This is a genomic window from Nocardioides sp. 31GB23, from assembly GCF_040012395.1.
Taxonomy (GTDB): domain Bacteria; phylum Actinomycetota; class Actinomycetes; order Propionibacteriales; family Nocardioidaceae; genus Nocardioides; species Nocardioides salarius.
Genome location: NZ_JBDYKJ010000031.1, coordinates 1 through 19,843, shown reverse-complemented (window position 1 = coordinate 19,843; position 19,843 = coordinate 1). Strand labels below are relative to the sequence as shown.

Here is a 19,843-nt window from a genome sequence, read left to right as displayed (position 1 = left end):
GGGGCGGTCGTGCGGCGGGCGGGTCACGGGGTCTCCTCGGTCGGGGCGGCGACGTGGTCGTCGGGCTCTGCGGTGAACCCTCCCACGCGCTCGAGCTCGTCCTCGAGGTCGGCCATCTCGGGCAGGTAGGGCGCGAGCTCGGGCAGCTCGTCGAGCGAGCTGATCCCGATCCGCTCGAGGAAGTAGGTGGTGGTGCGGTAGAGGTGGGCGCCGGTGCCGGCGTCCTGCCCGGACTCCTCGACCAGGCCCCGCGTCAGCAGGGTGCGCATGACGCCGTCGACGTTGACGCCGCGCACCGCCGAGACCCGGGCCCGCGAGACCGGCTGCTGGTAGGCCACCACCGCGAGCGTCTCAAGCGCCGCCTGCGTCAGCCGGGCCTGCTGGCCCTCGAGCACGAACCGCTCCACCGCGGGGGCGTAGGCCTCGCGGGTGTAGTAGCGCCACCCGCCGGCCACGTGGCGCAGCTCGAAGCCGCGGTCCTGCTCGTCGTACTGCTCGGCCAGCGTCTGCAGGGCGCCGACGACGTCCTCGACGGGGTGCCCCACGGCCGTGGCCAGGCTGACCGCGTCGAGGGGCTGGTCGGCCACCATCAGCACCGCCTCCAGCGCCGGGCGCAGTGTCAACGGCCGGGCGAGCGGCTGGGCCAGCGGCTCGGGTGTCTCGATCAGGGGGTCGCTCACGCGAGGCCCTCCTCGGGGGTGTCGGTGGGAGCGGGCGGGGCGCCCTCGAACTCGTCGGTGACCAGGGCGTCGGCGTCGACGTCGTCGTCACCGGTCCAGCGCAGCGTGAGCACGCCCAGCGGCGTGACCTGGTCGAAGACCACGACGCCCTCGCGGAAGAGCTCGAGCAGCGAGAGGAAGCGGGCCACGGTGGTCAGGGTGTCCGGGGAGTCGCGGCACAGCGCGGCGAAGGTGGTGGTGCCGGCGCGGCGCAGCCGCTCGACCACGATCGCGGCCTGCTCGCGCACCGAGACCCGGGCGGCGTGGATGTGCTGCAGGGAGACCTCGACGACCGGCTTGGGCGCCATCGCCTTCGCGGCCAGCGCGGCGAACTGCTCGAGCCCGATGCCGATGAGCACCTCGGGCAGCAGCGAGGCGAAGCGGTCCTCGAGGCCGACGGCGCGGGGGTAGCGGCGCGCCTCGTCGAGCAGCCGGCCCTCCACGACCGCGGCGACCTGCTTGTAGGCGCGGTACTGGATCAGCCGGGCGAAGAGCAGGTCGCGGGCCTCGAGCAGCGCCAGGTCCTCCTCGTCCTCCACGTCGCCCTGGGGCAGCAGCCGGGCCGCCTTCAGGTCGAGCAGCGTGGAGGCGACCAGCAGGAACGACGTGGTCTGCTCCAGGTCGAGCGAGGCGTCGCGCCCGGTCGCGGACGCCGCGGCGGGTGCGCTGCGCAGCGCCTTGACGTGGGCGATGAACTCGTCGGTGACCCTCGAGAGCGACACCTCGGTGATGTCGAGCTTGTGCTTGGCGATCAGGTTGAGCAGCAGGTCGAAGGGGCCCTCGAAGTTGTCGAGACGCACGGCGAACGCGGGGCTCGTGGCGTCGGCGTCGGTCTCGACGGCGCCCGCCCCGGTGCTCATGGTGCTGCTCACTCCTCGGCGAGGCGGCGTACGAGCGCGCTGTCCTCGCCGCGGGCCTCGAAGTCGGCCAGTGTCATGGCCAGCGCCTCACGCACCAGCCGGCCGCGGTCGACGGCCAGGCCGTGGCCGCTGCGCAGCGCCAGGCGGGCCTGCTCGACGGCCAGCAGCTCCTCGGAGGTGATGTAGACCGTCATCTTCTCGTCGTGGCGCACCCGCCCGCTGGGCCGGGAGCGCGCGGCCGGCTTGGCCTGCTCCTTCGGCGGCTCCTCGCGAGGCTCGCTCTGCTGCGGGGCCGTGGGGCGGAACAGGTCGTCGGCGGCCGGCATGCTCACCCGTCGAGCCAACGAGCCAGCACCTCCCGCGACAACTGCCGGTAGGACTCCGCGCCGGCGGAGGACGAGGCGTAGCTGGTGATCGGCTCACCGGCGACGGTGGAGTCGGAGAACTTCACGGTGCGACGGATGACGGTGTGGAAGACCTTGTCGCCCCACGCCTGCACCAGGCGCTCCATCACCTCGCGCGAGTGCAGGGTGCGGCCGTCGAACATGGTGCCGAGCACGCCGTCGATCTCGAGACCCGGGTTGAGCCGCTCGCGGACCTTGTCGATCGTCGTCTTGAGCAGCGCCACCCCGCGCAGCGCGAAGTACTCGCACTCCAGGGGCACGAGGACCCCGTGGGCGGCGGTCAGCGCGTTGACGGTCAGCAGGCCCAGCGAGGGCTGGCAGTCGATGAGCACGACGTCGTACTGCTCGAGCGCCGGGGCGAGCACGCGCTGCAGGGTCTGCTCGCGCGCGACCTCGTGGACCAGCTGCACCTCGGCGGCCGAGAGGTCGATGTTGGAGGGCAGCAGGTCCATGCCGGGCACGCCGGAGGGCACGACGACGTCGTCGAGGGTGACGTCACGCTCCATCAGCAGGTTGTAGACCGAGAGGTCCATCTCGTGCGGGTTGAGCCCGAGACCCACCGACAGCGAGCCCTGGGGGTCGAAGTCGACCAGCAGCACCTTGCGGCCGTACTCGGCCAGCGACGCGCCGAGGTTGATGGTGGTCGTCGTCTTGCCGACGCCGCCCTTCTGGTTGCACATCGCCACGACGCGGGCCTTGCCGTGCTCGGCGACGGGGCCTGGCTCGGGGAAGTCCGGCATCGGCCGGCCGGTGGGGCCGAGGACCGGGGCGCCGGCGTCACGGCGCGCCGGACGCTCGAAGGGCAGGGGGTCGCTCACGGACAGATCGTCTCCGAGATCGGGGGCGGGCGGCTGGGCAGGGGCACGGACCAGTGGCGGCACCTCGGGTGCGCTGGCGCCGCCGTGACCTGCTCCGGTCCCCGGGGACATCCCACCATCGCTCATCTGCTGCTCCTCCACCGGCCCCGCCCACGGCGGCACGACGACTTGTCGACACGGTCGACCGGGTCCGGGTTGCGGGCGAGCCTAGGACCGCTCCGGGCCGCCCACAAGCATCTGGCGAGGTTCGCCGCCGCGGTCCGGTCGGGTGCCCCGATCTGTGCACGAGCCCCCGGTGGGCCTGCACAGGCGATCCCCCACCTGTGGAGAAATCTGTGGAGAACTCGCGTGCCGTCAGCCGGCCAGCAGGTCCTGGTAGTCGGGGTGCTTGTCGATCCAGCCGGCGACGAAGGAGCACCGGGCCACGACGCTGCGCTCCCCCGCCGCGCGCACGTCGTCCAGGGCGGTGCGGGCCAGCGCGGAGCCGACCCCCTCGCCCTCGAAACCATCGTCGACCACGGTGTGGGTGAAGACGATGCGCGCCGGGTCGTCGGCCAGCTCGTACTGCGCCGCCCCGGCCTCGACGCCGTCGACGTGGGCCACGTAGCGCTGCTGCTCGGGCTGGTCGGTCACGGTGAGGTCGCTCATGGGCCCGATGCTAGGTCGGCGCCCCTCACCCCTGCGGCGGGCCGCCGACCAGGAACACCACGTGTCCGGGCTCGGAGTCGTCGTCGGCCAGCACGCGCACCCGCACGGTGCCCGCCTCGACCCCGACCGTGCCGTACTCGCGGCTGTAGACGTTGCGCAGCACCAGCAGGCCCTCCGACTCCAGCCGCACGTCGCCGAGCGTCATCAGGTCCTGGAGCCCCGCGGCTCCCGGGTCGTCGGTGAGCTCGGCCAGGGTCGGCCCGTCCTCGACGTCGCGCACCGCGACCGCCAGGCAGTCGGGGGTCGCGGCGCAGGGGGCCCCGCCGAAGGAGGTCGGCGGGGTGAAGTCCTCACGCCCCACCAGGAGCAGGACCGAGCTGGGCGGCCTGATCAGGCGGCTCACGCAGCCACCTCAGCCGAGCCGGTGGAAGGCCACGGTGGGCATCACCAGCTCGCCCAGCTCGTCGGAGGCGTCCAGGTCGGCCACCGCGTCGATGACCCAGTCGTGGTGCCCCGCGGGGTCGTGCACCGTCTGGCGCACCTCGAGCAGCCGGGCCGCGGGCCCGTCGCCGTCGAGGCCGGGCGGGACGCCCGTGCTGGTGGTCGTGACCAGCAGGCGCGGCCCCCGCGCGTCCGGCCCGAGGTCGACGCTGTCGTGCTCGGCGTAGTACTCCTCGATCGCGCCGTCCCACGCCGAGCGACCCATCACCACCTCGCGGGGCGGCTCGGTGCGGTCGGCCGCGGCCCGCTCGAGCGCCATCAGCCCGGTGAGGTCGTCGCGCGCCACCAGCTCGACGCGGCGGAACATCGCGTTGCGCACCATCACGTCGAAGGAGCGGCCCTGCTGCGACAGCGGCCGAGGCGGTGGCGGCGGGGCGTGGTGGGTCAGCTCGTCGCCCAGGCGGGCCAGCGCGGCCGCCGGGTCGGTGAGGGCCTCCCACTCGTCGAGCAGCGAGGAGTCGGTCTGGCGCACCGTCTCGCCCAGCCACTCCACCAGCCCCTCCAGCTCCTCGGAGCGGTGCTGCTCGGGGACGCTCTGGCGCAGCGTGCGGTAGGCGTCGGTGAGGTAGCGCAGCACCAGACCCTCCGAGCGGGCCAGCTGGTAGCGCCCCACCAGGTCGGTGAAGCTCATCCCCTGCTCGTACATCTGCCGCACGACCGACTTGGGGTCCAGCGCGTCCTCGGGCAGCCACGGGTGCGCGCCGCGGTAGAGCTCGTACGCCGCCCCGAGCAGCTCGGCGAGCGGCTGCGGCCAGGTGATCTCCTCGAGCAGCGCCATCCGCTCCTCGTACTCGATGCCGTCGGCCTTCATCTCGTTGACGGCCTCGCCGCGCGCGGCCCACTGCTGGGCCATCAGCACCTGGCGCGGCGAGTCGAGGACGGACTCGACGACCGAGACCACGTCGAGGGCGTGGGTCACCGGGTCGCCGGACTCCTCCGCGGGCGTGAGCACGTCGAACGCCTCGAGCGCGAAGTGGGCCAACGGCTGGTTGAGCGCGAAGTCGGGCGGCAGGTCGTGGGTCAGCCGGTAGCGGCGTCCGTGCTCGTCGGGCTCCGCGAGGCGCACCAGCACCCCCGAGGTGACGAGCGAGCGGGCCAGGCGCAGCGCCCGACGGGCCAGCCGGCGCTGCTGGCGTGGCTCCTCGTGGTTGTCGGTGAGCAGCCGGCGCAGCACCGGGAAGGCGTCCTCCTCGCGCGAGACCACGTTGAGGAGCATCGAGTTGTCGACCTTCATCCGCGAGGCCAGCGCCTCGGGCTCGCCGGCCACGAGCTTGTCGAAGGTCTGCTCGGTCCACACCACCGTGCCCTCGGGCGGCTTCTTCAGCTGGGCCTTCGACTTGCGCTTGGCCTGCTTCTCGGCGCTCATCGTGGCGTTCTTGGCCGCCGCCTTCGCCTTGGCCCTCTCGTTCTCGATGGTGTGCTCGGGGGCCTGGACCACGACGTAGCCGGCGGTGTCGAAGCCGGCCCGGCCGGCACGACCGGCGATCTGGAGGAACTCGCGGGTGCGCAGGACCCGCTGGCGGGTGCCGTCGAACTTCGCCAGACCGGTGAAGAGCACGGTGCGGATCGGCACGTTGATGCCGACCCCCAGGGTGTCGGTGCCGCAGATCACCGACAGCTCCCCGGCCTGGGCCAGCTGCTCGACCAGGCGGCGGTAGCGCGGGAGCATGCCGGCGTGGTGCACGCCGATGCCCCGCTTGAGCAGCTTGGCCAGGGTCTTGCCGAAGCCGGCGCCGAAGCGGGTGCCGGCCAGCCGCTCGGTCATCCCCTCCGGCTTGGGGATCCAGCTCGCGTTGAGCAGCGAGGTGGCGTGCTCGACGGCGGCGGCCTGGGTGAAGTGCACGACGTAGACCGGCGCCTGGCCGGTGGTCACGATCTCCTCGAGCCGCTCGGGCAGCGGGTCGAGCGACCAGGTGAACGACAGCGGCACCGGGCGTTCGGCGTCGTCGACGACCGCGGTCTCGCGACCGTTGCGCCGCGTCAGGTCGATGCCCAGCGCGCTGACGTCGCCCAGGGTGGCCGACATCAGCAGGAACTGGGCCTGCGGCAGCTCCAGCAGCGGCACCTGCCAGGCCCAGCCGCGGTCGGGCTCGCCGTAGTAGTGGAACTCGTCCATCACCACCAGCCCGACGTCGGCGGCGCGTCCCTCGCGCAGCGCCACGTTGGCCAGCACCTCCGCGGTGCAGCAGATGATCGGCGCGTCCGCGTTGACCGCGGCGTCCCCGGTCAGCATCCCGACGTTGTCGGCGCCGAAGACGGTGCACAGGTCGAAGAACTTCTCGCTCACCAGCGCCTTGATCGGCGCGGTGTAGAACGAGACCCGGTCGTCGGCCAGCGCGGTGGCGTGCGCGGCCAGCGCCACCAGCGACTTGCCCGACCCGGTCGGGGTCGCGAGCACCACGTTGCTGCCCGCCAGCAGCTCGAGCACCGCCTCGTCCTGGTGCGGGTAGAGGTCGAGGCCCTTGCTCGCGGCGTACGCCGCCACCGCCTCGTAGACCGCGTCGGCGTCCGACCCGGCCCGCGGCCAGTCGAAGCCCTGCAGGTGGTCGGTGGTGCGGGTGTCCTGCTGGGTCATCAGCCTCGGGCTCTCGGGTGCGCGGTCGCGAAGACCTCACGCAGGTTGTCGACGGTCACCAGGGTGTAGACCTGGGTGGTGGTCACCGACGCGTGGCCCAGCAGCTCCTGGACGACGCGCACGTCGGCGCCGCCGTCGAGCAGGTGGGTGGCGAAGGAGTGGCGCAGCGTGTGCGGGGAGACGTCGCGGGTGACGCCGGCGCGCTCGGCGGCGCGGGTCAGCACGGTCCAGGCCGACTGGCGCGAGAGCCGGCCGCCGCGGGCGTTGAGGAACAGCGCGCCACCGGTGCCGGCGGGGCCGCCGAGGCCGGCCAGCTCGGGGCGGGCGCGCACCAGGTAGGCGCGCACCGCCTCGATGGCGTAGGAGCCGACCGGCACGACGCGCTGCTTGCCGCCCTTGCCGCGCAGCAGGACGGTGCCCTCGAAGGCGTCCCCCGCTCCCTCCTGCCGGTCCCCGCCGTGCGGAGCCAGGTCGAGGTCGTCGACGTCGAGACCCACCGCCTCGGAGATCCGGGCACCGGTGCCGTAGAGCAGCTCGAGCAGCGCCCGGTCGCGCAGCGCCAGCGACGTGCCCGGCGAGCCGGCCGCCTCCAGGATCGCCTCGACGTCGGCGAGCGGCAGCGCCTTGGGCAGCCGCTTGGCCGGTGTCGGGGGCTTGACCCCGCTGGCCGGGTCGTGGGCCGCCAGCCCGTCGGCCAGCGCGAAGCGGTGGAAGCCGCGCACCGCCACCACCGTGCGCGCCGCCGAGGTCGCGCTCAGCGGCGGGTGGTCGGCGTCGCCCTCGCGCAGGTGCACCAGGAACGCGCTCACGCCCGCCTCGGTGACGTCGTCGAGACGCTCGACCCCCGTCGCCGCGAGGTGCGCCAGGTAGCGGCGCAGGTCGCGGCGGTAGGAGGCGAGCGTGTTCGGCGCCAGGCCCCGCTCCACCGAGAGGTGGTCGAGGTAGGTGCGCACCGCGGCCGCCGGCTGGTCGGTGGCGGCCGCGGTGGGCGCGTCGAGGGCGGGCACGCTCAGGACAGCACCTGCTCCAGCGCCACGGCGTCGATGCCGGTCGCCGCGCCGACGGGGCCGTTGGTCAGCTGGCCGTCGTGGGTGTTGAGCCCCTTGGCCAGGCACCGGTCGTCGCGCAGCGCCTGGCGCCAGCCCTTGGCGGCCAGCGCGACGGCGTACGGCATGGTGGCGTTGGTCAGGGCGTACGTCGACGTGGTCGGCACCGCGCCCGGCATGTTGGCCACGCAGTAGAAGACCGAGTCGTGGACCATGAACGTCGGGTCGGCGTGGGTGGTGGCGCGCGTGTCCTCGAAGCAGCCGCCCTGGTCGACGGCGATGTCGACGAGCACCGAGCCCGGCTTCATCCGCGAGACCAGCTCGTTGCTGACCAGCTTGGGCGCGGCCGCGCCGGGGATCAGCACCGCGCCGATGACCATGTCGGCCTCGGTGACGTGCTGCTCGATCGCGAGCTTCGAGGAGGCCAGCCCGTGCACCTTGTTGTTGTAGCGCCAGAACGACATCCGCAGCTTCTCGAGGTCGGTGTCGAGCAGGGTGACGTCGGCATCCATGCCCAGCGCGATGTTGGCGGCGTTCTGGCCCGAGACGCCGGCGCCGATGATGACGACCTTGGCGTTGGCCACGCCGCCGACCCCGCCGAGCAGCACGCCGCGCCCGCCCTGGGCCTTGAGCAGCGAGTGCGCGCCGACCTGGGGCGCCAGGCAGCCGGCGACCTCCGACATCGGGTAGAGCAGCGGCAGGGCGCCGTTGTCCTGCTGCACGGTCTCGTAGGCGATCGCGGTGACCTTGCGGGCCAGCAGCTCCTCGGTCAGGGTCTTGTCGGCCGCCAGGTGGAGGTAGGTGAAGAGCACCTGGCCCTCCCGCATCCGGTGGTACTCCTCGGCGACGGGCTCCTTGACCTTCAAGATCATGTCGGCGCTGCCCCACACCGCGTCGGCGTCGGGGAGCATCTCGGCGCCCGCGGCGACGTACTCCTCGTCGGTGACCTGCGAGCCCAGCCCGGCACCGGCCTCGATGACGACCTGGTGGCCCGCCGAGACGAGCTCGTTGACTCCCAGGGGCGTGATCGCCACCCGGTACTCGTGGTTCTTGACTTCCTTGGGGACGCCGACCTTCACCTGGCTGCACCTTCCTTCTGCACTCCCGCCGGCACCCCGTCGTGCCGGGCGGCTCCCGCGAGTCCGCGAGCGTGCGCCACCAGTATCGCGATGACGAGAGGTGCGTCACACAACCGCCCCTCCAGCACACCGGCCAGGAGGTCGTCGAAGGGCACCCAGGCGGCCTCCATCTCGGCCTCCTCGTGCTGGGGCTCGAAGTCGCCCCGGCCGACGTCGCTCAGGTCGCGCGCCAGGTAGATGTGCGCCAGCTCCGCGGAGATGCCGGGCGAGGCGTAGGTCGAGACCAGGTGCGTCCACTCCCCCGCCGCCAGCCCGGCCTCCTCGCCCAGCTCGCGGCGCGCGACGTCGAGCGGGTCCTCGTCCTCACCGTCCATCAGCCCGGCGGGGATCTCGACGAAGCGGTGCCCGGCGGCGTGGCGGTACTGCCACAGGCACAGCACCCGCTCGCGCTCGTCGACCGCGAGCACCACGGCCGCGCCGGGGTGCTCGAGGACGACCCGGCGGAACGGCTCCTCGTCGGGGTGGCCGGGGCGCCGGATCCGGTCCTCGCGCAGCGCCACGACCCAGCCGTCGCGGTGCAGGTCGGCCGACTCGGCGACCGGCCAGGTCGTGGGCACGTCTCGCAGCGGCGGGTGGTCCATGGTCTCGACGCTACCGGGCGGCACGCGTCTCAGTCGTCGGCGGGCTTGCGGCGCAGGCCCTTCTCGTCGATCGGGAACCGCAGCTCGCGCTGCCGGGTGATGGCGGCGCCGACCAGGCCCGCGAAGAGCGGGTGCGGACGGGTCGGGCGCGAGCGGTACTCGGGGTGCGCCTGGGTCGAGACGTAGTAGGGGTGCATCTCGCGGGGCAGCTCGACGAACTCGACCAGGTTGTTGTCCGGCGAGGTGCCCGAGAAGACCAGGCCGGCCGCCTCGAGGTCCTCGCGGTAGGCGTTGTTGACCTCGTAGCGGTGGCGGTGGCGCTCGTGCACCTGCGCCTCGCCGTACGCCGCGCGCACCACGGAGCCCTCCTTGAGCGCGGCCGGGTAGAGCCCCAGGCGCATCGTGCCGCCGAGGTCGCCCTCGCCGTCGACGATGGCGACCTGCTCGGCCATCGTGGCGATGACCGGCTCGGGGGTCTGCGGGTCGAACTCGGTCGAGCCGGCCTTCTCCAGGCCCAGCACCTCGCGGGAGTACTCGATGACCATGCACTGCAGGCCCAGGCACAGCCCCAGCGTGGGGATGCCGTGGGTGCGGGTGTAGGTCAGCGCGCCGAGCTTGCCGTCGAGGCCGCGGATGCCGAAGCCGCCGGGCACGCAGACCGCGTCGACGTCGCTGAGGTGCTTGGCGGCACCGGCGGGGGTCGCGCACTCGTCGGAGGGGATCCAGCGCAGGTTGACCTTGGCGCTGTGCGCGAAGCCGCCCGCCCGCAGGGCCTCGGCGACCGAGAGGTAGGCGTCGGGCAGGTCGACGTACTTGCCGACGAGGCCGACGGTGACCTCCTCCTCGGGGTGGTGCACCCGCTCGAGCAGGTCGTCCCACAGCGTCCAGTCGACGTCGCGGAAGGGCAGGTCGAGGCGGCGCACCAGGTAGGCGTCGAGGCCCTCGCGGTGCAGCACCTTGGGGATGTCGTAGATCGAGGGCGCGTCGGCGGCGGTGACGACCGCCTCGTCGTCGACGTCGCACATCAGCGCGATCTTGCGCTTGATCGAGATCGGCAGCTCGCGGTCGGCGCGGCACACGATCGCGTCGGGCTGGATGCCGACCTGGCGCAGGGCGGCCACCGAGTGCTGGGTGGGCTTGGTCTTCAGCTCGCCGGAGGGCCCGATGTAGGGCACCAGCGAGACGTGGATGAAGAAGCAGTTGTCGCGACCCACGTCGTGGCGCACCTGGCGCGCGGCCTCGAGGAACGGCAGCGACTCGATGTCGCCGACGGTGCCCCCGACCTCGGTGATCACCACGTCGATGTCGGCGCCGCCCATGGCGAGCACGCGGTCCTTGATCTCGTTGGTGATGTGGGGGATCACCTGCACCGTGTCACCGAGGTAGTCGCCGCGGCGCTCCTTGGCGATGACCTGCGAGTAGACCTGCCCGGTGGTGACGTTGGCGATCTGGGAGAGGTCGGTGTCGAGGAAGCGCTCGTAGTGCCCGATGTCGAGGTCGGTCTCGGCGCCGTCGTCGGTCACGAAGACCTCGCCGTGCTGGAACGGGTTCATCGTCCCGGGGTCGACGTTGAGGTACGGATCGAGCTTCTGCATCGTCACCCGGAGGCCGCGCGAGCGCAGCAGCCGACCCAGGCTGGAGGCCGTGAGTCCCTTCCCGAGCGAGGAGGCGACGCCTCCGGTCACGAACACGTGCTTGGTCGGGCCTGAGTTCCTCACGGAACTCCATGCTATCCCAGCGGCGCGGTGACCTCGAACCGACGCGCGGGGTCAGGTGAGCGGGACGGCCCCGTCGACCCCGGCGGGCCCGTAGTCGCCACCGGCGCCGCTGCCGGCCACCAGCAGCGCGAGGGCGGCCGTGACCTGCCCCGCGGGGGTCTCGACCCCGTCGACGCTGACCACGCCACCGGGGGTGCCGGCCTCGCGCACCGCGGCCAGGGTGCCGTCCTGCGCCGAGTCCGAGCCGCCGGCGAGCACGGTGCCACCGGCGACGGTGGCCAGCCCCGAGGCCAGCCCGGTCAGCACGTCGGGGTCGGTGTCCTCGCCCAGCACCAGCAGCACCAGCGGGGCCCGGGAGGCCTCGGCGTCGCTGGTGGCCAGCAGGTCGGCCCCGACGAGGCCCTGGCGCACCGTGCGGGCGTTGCCGCCCGCGGGCGTGCCGTCGGGGGCCGAGGTGGCCAGCGCGAGCCCCAGGAGCTGGCCCAGCCGGTCGTACGCCGGCGCGTCGGGGTCGATCGCACCGTCGTCGACCTCCTCGGCCAGGCGCTGGCCGAGCGTGTCGACCAGCGAGGTCGAGGAGCCGCCCACCAGCCGGTCGAGCAGCTCGTAGCGCGCGGCCACCTCGCCGCCGGCCTCCTCGACGTGGGCGGTCAGGGCGCCCAGCACCTCGTCGTCGGGTCCGCCGGCGCTGACCAGCGCCACCGAGCGGCCCTCGAGGCCGTCTTCGAGCAGGCGGGAGGCGCTGGCGGCGGCGAACACGTCGGCGTACTCGCCCCGGGCGTCCTGGGCGGCGTCGGCGGAGGCCGCGGGGGCCTGGTCGTCGCTGCCCTCGTCGGCGTCGGCGAGCGGGCCGCCGCCGAGCACGACCCCGACCGCGAGGGCCAGGAAGACGGCGACGAGGGAGACGACGTGGTGGCGGTAGGTGATCACGGTGCTACCTCGAGAGGTCGGGAAGTCGGTCGGTCAGGGCGTCGGCCCAGCCGGCGAGGCGTTCGCCCCAGAGCGTGGCCCACTCCTGGCCCACGGGGGTGACCGCCAGGGCGCAGAGCAGCGCCACCAGGCCGGCGAGCATCACGACGTAGAGGTGACGGGGGCGGACCCGCCCGGTGTAGAGCAGCGGCACGGCCGTGGCGTCGACCAGCCGGGGGCCGAGCGCCAGCCGGGTCAGGTAGGTGCTGGCGACGCCGCCGCGGTCGCGGTCGAGGAAGTCCTCGAGGTCGGCGTGCAGCCCCACCCCGATCACGGGGGTCGACTCCCCCGCCTTGGCCAGCAGGAGGGCGGCGTCCTCGGCGGTGGCGGTGGTGCTCAGCGTCGCGGCCCGCACCCCCGTCCGCTCGACGGCGGCGGTCAGGGAGTGCCCCGCGCCGGGAGCCACGACCACCACCACGTCGGCGGCCGCGCTCAGCGTCGCGGCGCGCGGGGGGTCGAGGTCGCTGCGTCCGTCGACGACCACCACGTCGGGGCGCAGTCCGGCGGCCACGAGCCGGTCGGCGGCGTGGTGGACGGCGATCACGACCGGGTGCTGCTCGCGCACGTAGGGCGTCACGAGCGCCAGCTCGGCCGCGAGCTCGGGACCCTCGACCGCGACGACGGCGGCGCGTCCCTCGAAGCTGGTCGCCAGCGTGGGCAGGCCGCGCCCGTGCAGCAGCAGCTCCTCCTCGCGGCGCAGCAGCTCGGCGGCGTTGTGGGTCAGGGTCTCGAGCTGGGAGGCCAGGCCGAGCCGGGCGCGGGTGGTCTCCTCCTCGAGGTCGGCCGCCTCGAGCAGCCGGCCCTCGAGGGCCCGGCCGTCGTCGAGGTGCAGCACCCCGTCGTGGAGGCGCACGCTCGTGCCGTCCTCGACCCCACCGGCCGCGGCGCCGACCCGGTCGAGGAGCAGCACGCCGTGGCTGGCCAGCAGCCCGGGGCCCTGGGCGGGGTAGCGGCCCGAGAGCATCGGAGCGGCGTTGACGACCGCGACGACGCCGGCGTCGACGAGCGACTGGGCGGTAGCGCGGTCGAGGTCGCTGTGGTCGACGACCGCCACGTCGCCGGGGCGCAGGCGGGTCAGCAGGGTCCGGGGGCGGCGCTCCACGCGTGCGGTGGCGGTCAGGCCGGGCAGCACGGGGGCGGGGCGGCGGCGGGTCGAGAGCTTCATGTCCCTCCACTGTCGCACCGTCGCGGGGCGCTTGATGGAAGGCGTGCGCCGTGTCGCGCGGCGGTGGGCTGTGACCCGGGTCTCAGGCCAGGGCGCGTGCCGGCTGGGCCACCTCGAGCAGCTCGCGGGCGTGCGCGACGGCCGTGTCGGAACCGGCCAGCCCCGCCATCATCCGCGACAGCTCGACCTCGCGGGCGGCCTCGTCGAGGAGCGTGAGGCCCGAGCTGGTGATGGTGCCGTCCTGCGACTTGCGCACCACCACGTGGCGGTCGGCGTACGCCGCCACCTGGGGCAGGTGGGTCACCACCAGCACCTGCGCGTTGCGGGCCAGCTGGGCCAGGCGGCGACCGACCTCGACGGCGGCCGCGCCCCCGACACCCGCGTCGACCTCGTCGAAGACGAAGGTGGGCACCGGGCTGGTGCCGGCCAGGGCCACCTCGAGGGCCAGCATCACCCGTGACAGCTCACCGCCCGAGGCGCCCTTGTGCAGGGGTCGGGGCTCGCTGCCGGTGTTGGCGGCCAGCAGCATCTCCACCTCGTCGAGGCCCGAGCGGGCGTAGCGCAGCCACCGGTCGCCCACGTGGAGCGGTGCCCCGGGCTGCGGCTCGCCCTCGGCGGGCGCGGCGCTCTCGTGCTGGTGGACGCTGATGCCCAGCCGGGCGTGCGGCATGGCGAGCAGCCCGAGCTCGGAGGTGACCTCCGCGGCGAGCCGCTCGGCGGCGGCGCGCCGGGCGGCGGTGAGCTGCTCGCCGGCCTCGGCGAGCTGCTCGCGCAGCCGGGCCTGCTCGCCGCGCAGCTGCTCGATGCGCTCGTCGGTGCCGTCGAGCTCGAGCAGGCGAGCGGCCGACCGCTCGGCCCAGGCCAGCACCTCCTCGACCGTGTCGCCGTACTTGCGGGTCAGCGCGGTCAGGGCGGCGCGCCGCTCGGAGACCCCGGCGAGCCGCGCGGGGTCGACGTCGATCCGGCTGGCGTAGCCCGCGACGTCGGCGGCGACGTCGGAGAGCAGGTAGGTCACGTCGGCGAGCCGGTCGGCCAGGGCGCCGGCCTCGGGGTCGTGCTCGCGCACCGCCTCGAGGGCGGTGCGGGCGGCCGAGGTGGTGGCCAGCGCGTCGGGGGCGCCGTCCTCGCTCGAGAGCGCCTCACGGGCGTGCTCGGCGGCGGTGCGCAGGGTGTCGGCGAAGCCCAGCCGGGTCTCCTCGGCGCCGAGCTCCTCCTCCTCGCCGGGCTCGGGCGAGACCGCCTCGACCTCGCCGAGGCCGAAGCGCAGCAGGTCGGCCTCACGGGCCCGCTCACGGGCGTGGGTGACGACGTCCTCGAGCTCGGTCTCCACCGCGCGCAGCCGGTCGAAGAGGGTGGTCCACGACTCCAGCAGGGCAGCCAGGGGCTTGCCGCCGAAGCGGTCGAGGGCCCCGCGCTGGGCCCGCGGCTGCAGCAGCCGGTGCTGGTCGGACTGGCCGTGCACGGCGACCAGGGGCTCGGCGACCGCGGCCAGCGCCGAGACCGGCACCCCCGCGCCGCCCACGAACGCGCGGGAGCGGCCCTCGGCGGAGACGTTGCGGGCCAGCACCACGCGCTGGTCCTCGACCTCCCCGCCGGCCTCCTCGACCGCGGTCACCAGGTTGGGCAGGTCGCCGGTGGCGACCACGCCCTCGACGCGCGCGGTGCGGGCGCCCACCCGCACGGCGCCGCTGTCGCTGCGTCCGCCGAGGAGCAGGCCCAGGGCGGTCACGATCATCGTCTTGCCGGCGCCGGTCTCACCGGTGATCACGGTCAGACCGGGCCCCAGCTCGAGCGTGGAGGCGTCGATGACGCCCAGCGAGCTGATGCGGATCTCCTCGATCATGCGTGCTGCCCCCTGCGTCGTCGCTCGGCCGAGCCGCGCCAGCCCTCCACGGGCAGCCCGAACTTGGCCACGAGCCGGTCGGTGAAGGGCGCCTCGTGCAGGCGGGCCAGGCGGACGGGCCGCTCGCCGCGGCGCACCTCGATCCGGGCGCCGGGCGGCAGGTCGACGGCGCGCCGGCCGTCGCACCACAGCACACCGGCCGAGTCGGTGCGCGCGAGCACCTCGACCGCGAGCACCGAGGTGGGCGCCACCACCAGCGGACGCGCGAAGAGCGCGTGGGCGCTGATCGGCACCATCAGCAGCGCCTCGACGCCGGGCCAGACCACGGGGCCGCCGGCGGAGAAGTTGTAGGCGGTCGAGCCGGTCGGGGTGGCGCACACGACCCCGTCGCAGCCCCAGCGCGAGAGCGGACGGCCGTCGACCTCGACGACCACCTCGAGCATCCGCTCGCGGGCGGCCTTCTCGACGCTGGCCTCGTTGAGCGCGAAGGTCGAGGTGACGACCTCGCCGTCGCGCAGCACCCGCACGTCGATGCTCATCCGGTCCTCGACGGTGTAGCGCTGGGCCACCACCGCGTCGATGACCGAGGCGAGGTCGTCGTGCTCGGCCTCGGCCAGGAAGCCGACGTGGCCGAGGTTGACGCCGAGCACCGGGGTGCCGGAGTCGCGGGTGATCTCGGCGGCGCGCAGGATCGTGCCGTCGCCACCGATGACCAGCGTGAGCTCGCAGCCGGCGCTGGCGCCCGACTCGTCCTGCGTGGTCTCGACGTCGACGCTCATGTCCAGGTCGAGGGCCTCGCGGGCGATCATCCGCACGACCATCCCGTGCCCGGCCAGCGCGGCGGCGACCTCACGGGCGGCGCTGCGGGCCTCCTCGCGACCGGTGTGGGTCAGCATCAGCACCCGGCGTACCGGCCGGGCACCGTCGGCGGCGGCAGTGGCGTCGGGCGACGGTGGGGTGCTGGTCTGGCTCACCGCTCCACCCTCTCACCCGGCTCCCCCACCGGGTCCTCGCCCCGCACGAGACGGGCGAGGTCGTCGGCGTCGACGCGAGCGGGGCCGCGCCGCAGCCACAGGAAGAACTCCACGTTGCCCGAGGGACCGGGCAGGGGGCTGGTGGTCGCCATCACCGCGCCCCAGCCGCGCTGCGCGGCGGCGGCGGCGACGGTGGTCACCGCCTCGGCGCGCAGGTCGAGGTCGCGCACCACCCCGCCCTTGCCGACGCGGTCCTTGCCCACCTCGAACTGCGGCTTGACCATCAGGGCCAGGTCGGCGTCGTCGGAGCAGACCGAGAGCACCGCGTCGAGCACCAGCACCAGGGAGATGAACGACAGGTCGCCGACCACCACCTCGACCGGGCCGCCGACCAGCTCCGGGGTCAGCTCGCGGATGTTGGTGCGGTCGTGCACGCGCACCCGCTCGTCCTGGCGCAGCGACCAGGCCAGCTGGCCGTAGCCGACGTCGACGGCGACCACCTCGGCGGCGCCGGCGCGCAGCAGCACGTCGGTGAAGCCGCCGGTGGACGCCCCGGCGTCGAGGCAGCGCCGACCGGCGACCGAGAAGCCGTGCGGGCCGAAGGCGGCCAGCGCCCCGCTGAGCTTGTGCCCGCCGCGGGAGACGAAGTCGGGCACCCCGTCGACCTCGGTGACCAGGATGGCCACGTCGGTGGTCACCCCCGTCGCCGGCTTGGAGGCGACGGCGCCGGAGACCTTGACCCGCCCCTGGGCCACCAGCTCGGAGGCGTGCTCGCGCGAGCGGGCCAGGCCGCGGCGGACCAGCTCCGCGTCGAGACGCAGGCGACGAGGCGGCACCGGCTCAGTCCTCGTCTGGGGCGCTGGTCCCCGTGTCGGGATCGCTGTCAGGGTCGCTGTCGAGGGCGCGGCGCAGGGCGTCGTGGGCGGCCTCGAAGACCGCCACGTGCTCGCCGACGGGGCGCGCGTGCAGCGCGTCGATGGAGGCCGTCACCTCGTCGACCGCGGCCACACCGGTGTGCGGTCCCTCGGCCGCGTGCGGGCCGTCGGGTGCCGCGGGGTGCTGCTCGTCCATGGCCGCGAGGCTACCGCCCCACCGGCGTCGGCGGCCCGACCAGGTCGTCGGTCGACGCGACGTCACCGGTGGCGTCGAGGTGCGCCCAGCCGGCGACGGCGGCGGCGCGCCACCAGTCGGTCTCGTCGCCCTGGCCCTGCACCACCAGCCGGCCGTCGTCGACCCGGGCCGTCCAGCCGCCGCAGGTCGCGCCGGTGTCGTCGACGACCACCTCGGGGTGCGGCTCCAGGAGCCCGCGCAGGTCGAGGTGCAGGTACGTCGGCCGCTCCTGCGCACGCGCGGAGAGCAGGGCCGCCAGGTCGGTGACCCCCGTCAGCACCAGCAGCGCCTCGACGCCGGTGGCGACGGCTCCCTCGATGTCGGTGTCGAGCCGGTCGCCCACCATCAGCGGCCGCTGGCCGCCCACCCGGCGCACGGTCTCGTCGAGCAGCGGCCGCGCAGGTTTGCCGGCGACGACGGGGTCGACCCCGCTGAAGCGCTGCAGCGTCTCGACGAGCACGCCGTGCCCGGGTGCGGTGCCGTACGCCGTGGGGATCGACAGGTCGGTGTTGCTGGCCACCCACCACAGCCCGTCGCGGATGCGGACCGCGGCGCGCATCACCTCGCGCCAGCGCACGTCGGGGCCGTAGCCGGTCACGACCGCCGCGGCGTCGTCCTCCACCCCGACGGGCTCGAGCCCGACGGCGCGCACCGCCTCGTCCAACCCCTCGGCGCCGAGCAGCACGACCCGGGCGCCCTCCCCCAGCTCCTCGACCAGGACCCGAGCCGCGGCCTGCGCGGAGGTCACGACGTCGGCGGCATCGGCCCGGACCCCCAGGCGGCACAGGTGCTCGGCCACCGTCGTGGGGGTGCGCGAGGCGTTGTTGGTGATGAAGGCGACCCGCATCCCCGCCTCGCGGGCGCTCGAGATCGACTCCGCGGCGCGCGGCACGGCCTCGCCGTCGACGTACACGACGCCGTCGAGGTCGAGCATCGCCAGGTCGTGGCGCTCGGTCAGCGCCTCGCTCGTCCCACGCAGCACGTGTGTCCCCTCCCCGTCGTGGTTCGGACCGCACCCTACGATGCACCGATGGACGAGAGCGCTGTGGTCTGCCCGCCCGCCCTCGCCGGACCCGTGGTGCTGCACCCCTTCCGGGCGTTGCACCTGGCCGCCGACCGCGTGGGCAGCGCGGCGGGCGCCCGGGCCTTCGCCTCGCCGCACGGGCGCGTGCCGCAGCGGCTGGCCGGCTGGTTGCGCGAGGGCCTCGCCGTCGAGGAGGACACCCCCGCGGTGTGGGTGCACGAGTACACCGCCCGCGGGATGACCGTGCGTGGTGTGGTCGGGGCTCTCGACCTGTCCCGGCAGGCGGTCCCGGGCGCCACCCCGGCGGTGCTCCCGCACGAGCGGGTGCTGCCCGCGCAGGTCGACGAGCTGGAACGGCGGATGCACCAGATGCAGCTGCAGCCGGCGGCCATCCTGCTGGCCCACCGCGCCGGCCCCCAGCAGCGCTCCCTGGTCGACCGGGTGGTCGCGGGCGAGCCGGACCTCGAGGTCGACGACCCCAGCGGCCAGCGCCACCGGGCGTGGGCCGTGACCGATCCCGCCACCGCCGACGAGCTCGCCCGGTGCCTGGCCGGCACCCAGGCGCTGATCGCCGACGGGCACCACCGCTACGCGGCGTACCTGAGGCTGTGCGCCGAGCACGGCGCGGACGGTCCGTGGGGCCGGGGCCTGGCGATGCTGGTCGACCACGACGACACCCCGCTGTTCCTCGGCGCCATCCACCGGTTGCTGCGCGGCGCCAGCGTCGCGGACCTCGTCGACCGGGCCCGCGCCCACGGGCTCGACGTGCGCACCGGCAGCCGTGCCCAGGCGCTCGAGGCGCTCGACCGGCAGGTGCTGGTGGTGGCGGACCGACGCGACGCCGCCTGGATCCGGGTGCCTGCCGATCGGCTGCCCGTCGAGCTGCTGCACCACGACCTGCTTCCGGCCCTGGCCGCGGCGGGGCTGCCGTCGCCTGCCGTCGACCACCTGCACACCGCCGACCAGGCACTCTCCGGCGCCGACAACGCCGCCGGCACAGCCGTCCTGCTGCCCGCGCTGGAGCTCGACGAGGTGATGCGGGTGCTGCGCGCCGGCAGGTTGCTGCCGGAGAAGGCGACGTCGTTCCAGCCCAAGCCCAGCGTGGGCGTGCTCATGCGCCCGGTGCGCGACGGAGTCGACGACCGGACCTGACCTCGATCTCCACCCGCGAGGCCGTCCCGGCGCCGCTGCGGAAGAAGCGCCGGCGCACCGCCCCCTCGACCGCCACCACGTCTCCGGCGTGCCAGCGCTCCACGCTGCGGCGCACCCGCGCGTCCCACACCGCGCACTCGATGGCGTCCACGGTGCCCCGGGGACCGCGCCCGTCGGCCTGCGCCGGCCGGGGCGGGCGGCCCACGACGACCCGGAAGGTCCACAACCGGTCACCGCTGGGCAGCTCGCGCAGCTGCGGGTCCTGTGCGAGCCGGCCCTGCAGCCGCACCTCGTTGACCGCCTCGCGATCCTCTGACTGCTCCTTCGTGGGCATTCCGCACCACCTCCTGGCCACCAGGGTGACAAGCATCCATCCGGTGTGGGAGCCCCCACCGAGACCCTGTGGAGAAGTCGGCGTGCCGACCTTCCTGTGCGCGCCACGCGGCTGTGCCACCGCGCGCGGCACGAGAAGAAGTCTGGAAATGACAGCAGCCCCACCGCGGTGCGGTGGGGCTGCTGCGAAGAATTGTCCGGCGGCGTCCTACTCTCCCACAACCTCTCGGTTGCAGTACCATCGGCGCTGAAAGGCTTAACTTC

General features: G+C 74.4%; 20 protein-coding genes. 1 reads left to right on the top strand and 19 read right to left on the bottom strand.

Translation table 11 applies throughout. From position 1 onward, the window contains the following. Positions 1-23: 23 nt before the first annotated feature. The 18 genes from scpB to ABKW28_RS11480 form a co-directional block, all read right to left on the bottom strand. A complete protein-coding gene (gene scpB, locus ABKW28_RS11565; protein WP_348609582.1) occupies positions 24-680 on the bottom strand; it encodes an SMC-Scp complex subunit ScpB in 657 nt (218 codons plus the stop codon). Beyond that, a complete protein-coding gene (locus ABKW28_RS11560) occupies positions 677-1,579 on the bottom strand; it encodes a ScpA family protein (protein ID WP_193668712.1) in 903 nt (300 codons plus the stop codon). Before ABKW28_RS11560 ends, scpB begins: the two co-directional genes overlap by 4 nt. Positions 1,580-1,587: 8 nt before the next feature. Next, entirely contained in the window at positions 1,588-1,923 is a 336-nt protein-coding gene (locus ABKW28_RS11555) for a hypothetical protein (RefSeq protein WP_193668711.1), read from the bottom strand. After that, entirely contained in the window at positions 1,908-2,723 is an 816-nt protein-coding gene (locus ABKW28_RS11550) for a ParA family protein (protein ID WP_227491668.1), read from the bottom strand. Before ABKW28_RS11550 ends, ABKW28_RS11555 begins: the two co-directional genes overlap by 16 nt. Before the next feature lie 432 nt (positions 2,724-3,155). Further along, positions 3,156-3,449, bottom strand: a complete 294-nt coding sequence (locus ABKW28_RS11545) for a GNAT family N-acetyltransferase (RefSeq protein ID WP_193668710.1) — start codon at positions 3,447-3,449, stop codon at positions 3,156-3,158. Positions 3,450-3,474: 25 nt separating this feature from the next. Next, positions 3,475-3,852 carry a hypothetical protein gene (locus tag ABKW28_RS11540; protein WP_348609579.1) on the bottom strand — a complete coding sequence of 126 codons (378 nt, stop codon included), beginning with the start codon at positions 3,850-3,852 and terminating at the stop codon, positions 3,475-3,477. A gap of 9 nt (positions 3,853-3,861) precedes the next feature. Continuing rightward, positions 3,862-6,525: a DEAD/DEAH box helicase gene (locus ABKW28_RS11535; RefSeq protein ID WP_193668708.1), complete on the bottom strand. Its 2,664-nt coding sequence runs from the start codon at positions 6,523-6,525 to the stop codon at positions 3,862-3,864. After that, complete coding sequence (locus tag ABKW28_RS11530; protein WP_348609576.1) at positions 6,525-7,532, bottom strand: site-specific tyrosine recombinase XerD; 1,008 nt, start codon at positions 7,530-7,532, stop codon at positions 6,525-6,527. Before ABKW28_RS11530 ends, ABKW28_RS11535 begins: the two co-directional genes overlap by 1 nt. Positions 7,533-7,534: 2 nt before the next feature. Beyond that, the gene (gene ald / locus ABKW28_RS11525; protein ID WP_348609573.1) at positions 7,535-8,650 is read right to left on the bottom strand and encodes an alanine dehydrogenase; all 1,116 of its coding nucleotides are present in this window, start codon (positions 8,648-8,650) and stop codon (positions 7,535-7,537) included. Beyond that, positions 8,647-9,291 (bottom strand): NUDIX hydrolase, encoded by a 645-nt coding sequence (locus ABKW28_RS11520; protein ID WP_348609570.1) that lies wholly within the window; start codon positions 9,289-9,291, stop codon positions 8,647-8,649. The genes ald and ABKW28_RS11520 overlap by 4 nt, the downstream gene beginning before the upstream one ends. A 29-nt stretch (positions 9,292-9,320) precedes the next feature. Continuing rightward, positions 9,321-11,009 carry a CTP synthase gene (locus ABKW28_RS11515; RefSeq protein WP_348609567.1) on the bottom strand — a complete coding sequence of 563 codons (1,689 nt, stop codon included), beginning with the start codon at positions 11,007-11,009 and terminating at the stop codon, positions 9,321-9,323. 51 nt (positions 11,010-11,060) lie between these two features. Continuing rightward, entirely contained in the window at positions 11,061-11,939 is an 879-nt protein-coding gene (locus ABKW28_RS11510) for a copper transporter (RefSeq protein ID WP_193668704.1), read from the bottom strand. 4 nt (positions 11,940-11,943) lie between these two features. Further along, positions 11,944-13,143: a putative cytokinetic ring protein SteA gene (steA, locus tag ABKW28_RS11505; protein ID WP_348609564.1), complete on the bottom strand. Its 1,200-nt coding sequence runs from the start codon at positions 13,141-13,143 to the stop codon at positions 11,944-11,946. Between the two features lie 82 nt (positions 13,144-13,225). After that, positions 13,226-14,986, bottom strand: coding sequence for a DNA repair protein RecN (gene recN, locus ABKW28_RS11500; protein WP_348609561.1), 1,761 nt, complete (start codon positions 14,984-14,986; stop codon positions 13,226-13,228). Beyond that, positions 14,983-15,882 (bottom strand): NAD kinase, encoded by a 900-nt coding sequence (locus ABKW28_RS11495; protein WP_193668917.1) that lies wholly within the window; start codon positions 15,880-15,882, stop codon positions 14,983-14,985. Before ABKW28_RS11495 ends, recN begins: the two co-directional genes overlap by 4 nt. Positions 15,883-15,956: 74 nt before the next feature. Next, a complete protein-coding gene (locus ABKW28_RS11490) occupies positions 15,957-16,796 on the bottom strand; it encodes a TlyA family RNA methyltransferase (RefSeq protein WP_348609558.1) in 840 nt (279 codons plus the stop codon). A gap of 4 nt (positions 16,797-16,800) precedes the next feature. Continuing rightward, a complete protein-coding gene (locus ABKW28_RS11485) occupies positions 16,801-17,031 on the bottom strand; it encodes a hypothetical protein (RefSeq protein WP_348609555.1) in 231 nt (76 codons plus the stop codon). A 10-nt stretch (positions 17,032-17,041) separates the two neighbouring features. Further along, positions 17,042-18,052 carry an HAD-IIA family hydrolase gene (locus tag ABKW28_RS11480; RefSeq protein WP_348609553.1) on the bottom strand — a complete coding sequence of 337 codons (1,011 nt, stop codon included), beginning with the start codon at positions 18,050-18,052 and terminating at the stop codon, positions 17,042-17,044. Positions 18,053-18,100: 48 nt separating this feature from the next. Between ABKW28_RS11480 and ABKW28_RS11475 the strand changes: the two genes are divergently transcribed. Beyond that, entirely contained in the window at positions 18,101-19,246 is a 1,146-nt protein-coding gene (locus ABKW28_RS11475; protein WP_348609550.1) for a DUF1015 family protein, read from the top strand. Here ABKW28_RS11475 and ABKW28_RS11470 read toward each other — a convergent pair. Further along, on the bottom strand, positions 19,206-19,580 hold the full coding sequence (locus ABKW28_RS11470; protein ID WP_348609547.1) for a single-stranded DNA-binding protein: 375 nt from the start codon (positions 19,578-19,580) through the stop codon (positions 19,206-19,208). The two genes, ABKW28_RS11475 and ABKW28_RS11470, sit on opposite strands and share 41 nt — an antisense overlap. Positions 19,581-19,843 lie beyond the last annotated feature (263 nt).

What these genes read in the sequence shown, in the direction of transcription:
- ABKW28_RS11475 (WP_348609550.1), top strand. Translation starts at nt 18,101, where the DNA reads ATGGACGAGAGCGCTGTGGTCTGCCCGCCCGCCCTCGCCGGACCCGTG.
- ABKW28_RS11535 (WP_193668708.1), bottom strand. Translation starts at nt 6,525, where the DNA reads ATGACCCAGCAGGACACCCGCACCACCGACCACCTGCAGGGCTTCGAC.
- steA (WP_348609564.1), bottom strand. Translation starts at nt 13,143, where the DNA reads ATGAAGCTCTCGACCCGCCGCCGCCCCGCCCCCGTGCTGCCCGGCCTG.
- ABKW28_RS11545 (WP_193668710.1), bottom strand. Translation starts at nt 3,449, where the DNA reads ATGAGCGACCTCACCGTGACCGACCAGCCCGAGCAGCAGCGCTACGTG.
- ABKW28_RS11560 (WP_193668712.1), bottom strand. Translation starts at nt 1,579, where the DNA reads ATGAGCACCGGGGCGGGCGCCGTCGAGACCGACGCCGACGCCACGAGC.
- ABKW28_RS11495 (WP_193668917.1), bottom strand. Translation starts at nt 15,882, where the DNA reads ATGCTGACCCACACCGGTCGCGAGGAGGCCCGCAGCGCCGCCCGTGAG.
- ABKW28_RS11470 (WP_348609547.1), bottom strand. Translation starts at nt 19,580, where the DNA reads ATGCCCACGAAGGAGCAGTCAGAGGATCGCGAGGCGGTCAACGAGGTG.
- recN (WP_348609561.1), bottom strand. Translation starts at nt 14,986, where the DNA reads ATGATCGAGGAGATCCGCATCAGCTCGCTGGGCGTCATCGACGCCTCC.
- ABKW28_RS11550 (WP_227491668.1), bottom strand. Translation starts at nt 2,723, where the DNA reads ATGCCGGACTTCCCCGAGCCAGGCCCCGTCGCCGAGCACGGCAAGGCC.
- ABKW28_RS11485 (WP_348609555.1), bottom strand. Translation starts at nt 17,031, where the DNA reads ATGGACGAGCAGCACCCCGCGGCACCCGACGGCCCGCACGCGGCCGAG.
- ABKW28_RS11520 (WP_348609570.1), bottom strand. Translation starts at nt 9,291, where the DNA reads ATGGACCACCCGCCGCTGCGAGACGTGCCCACGACCTGGCCGGTCGCC.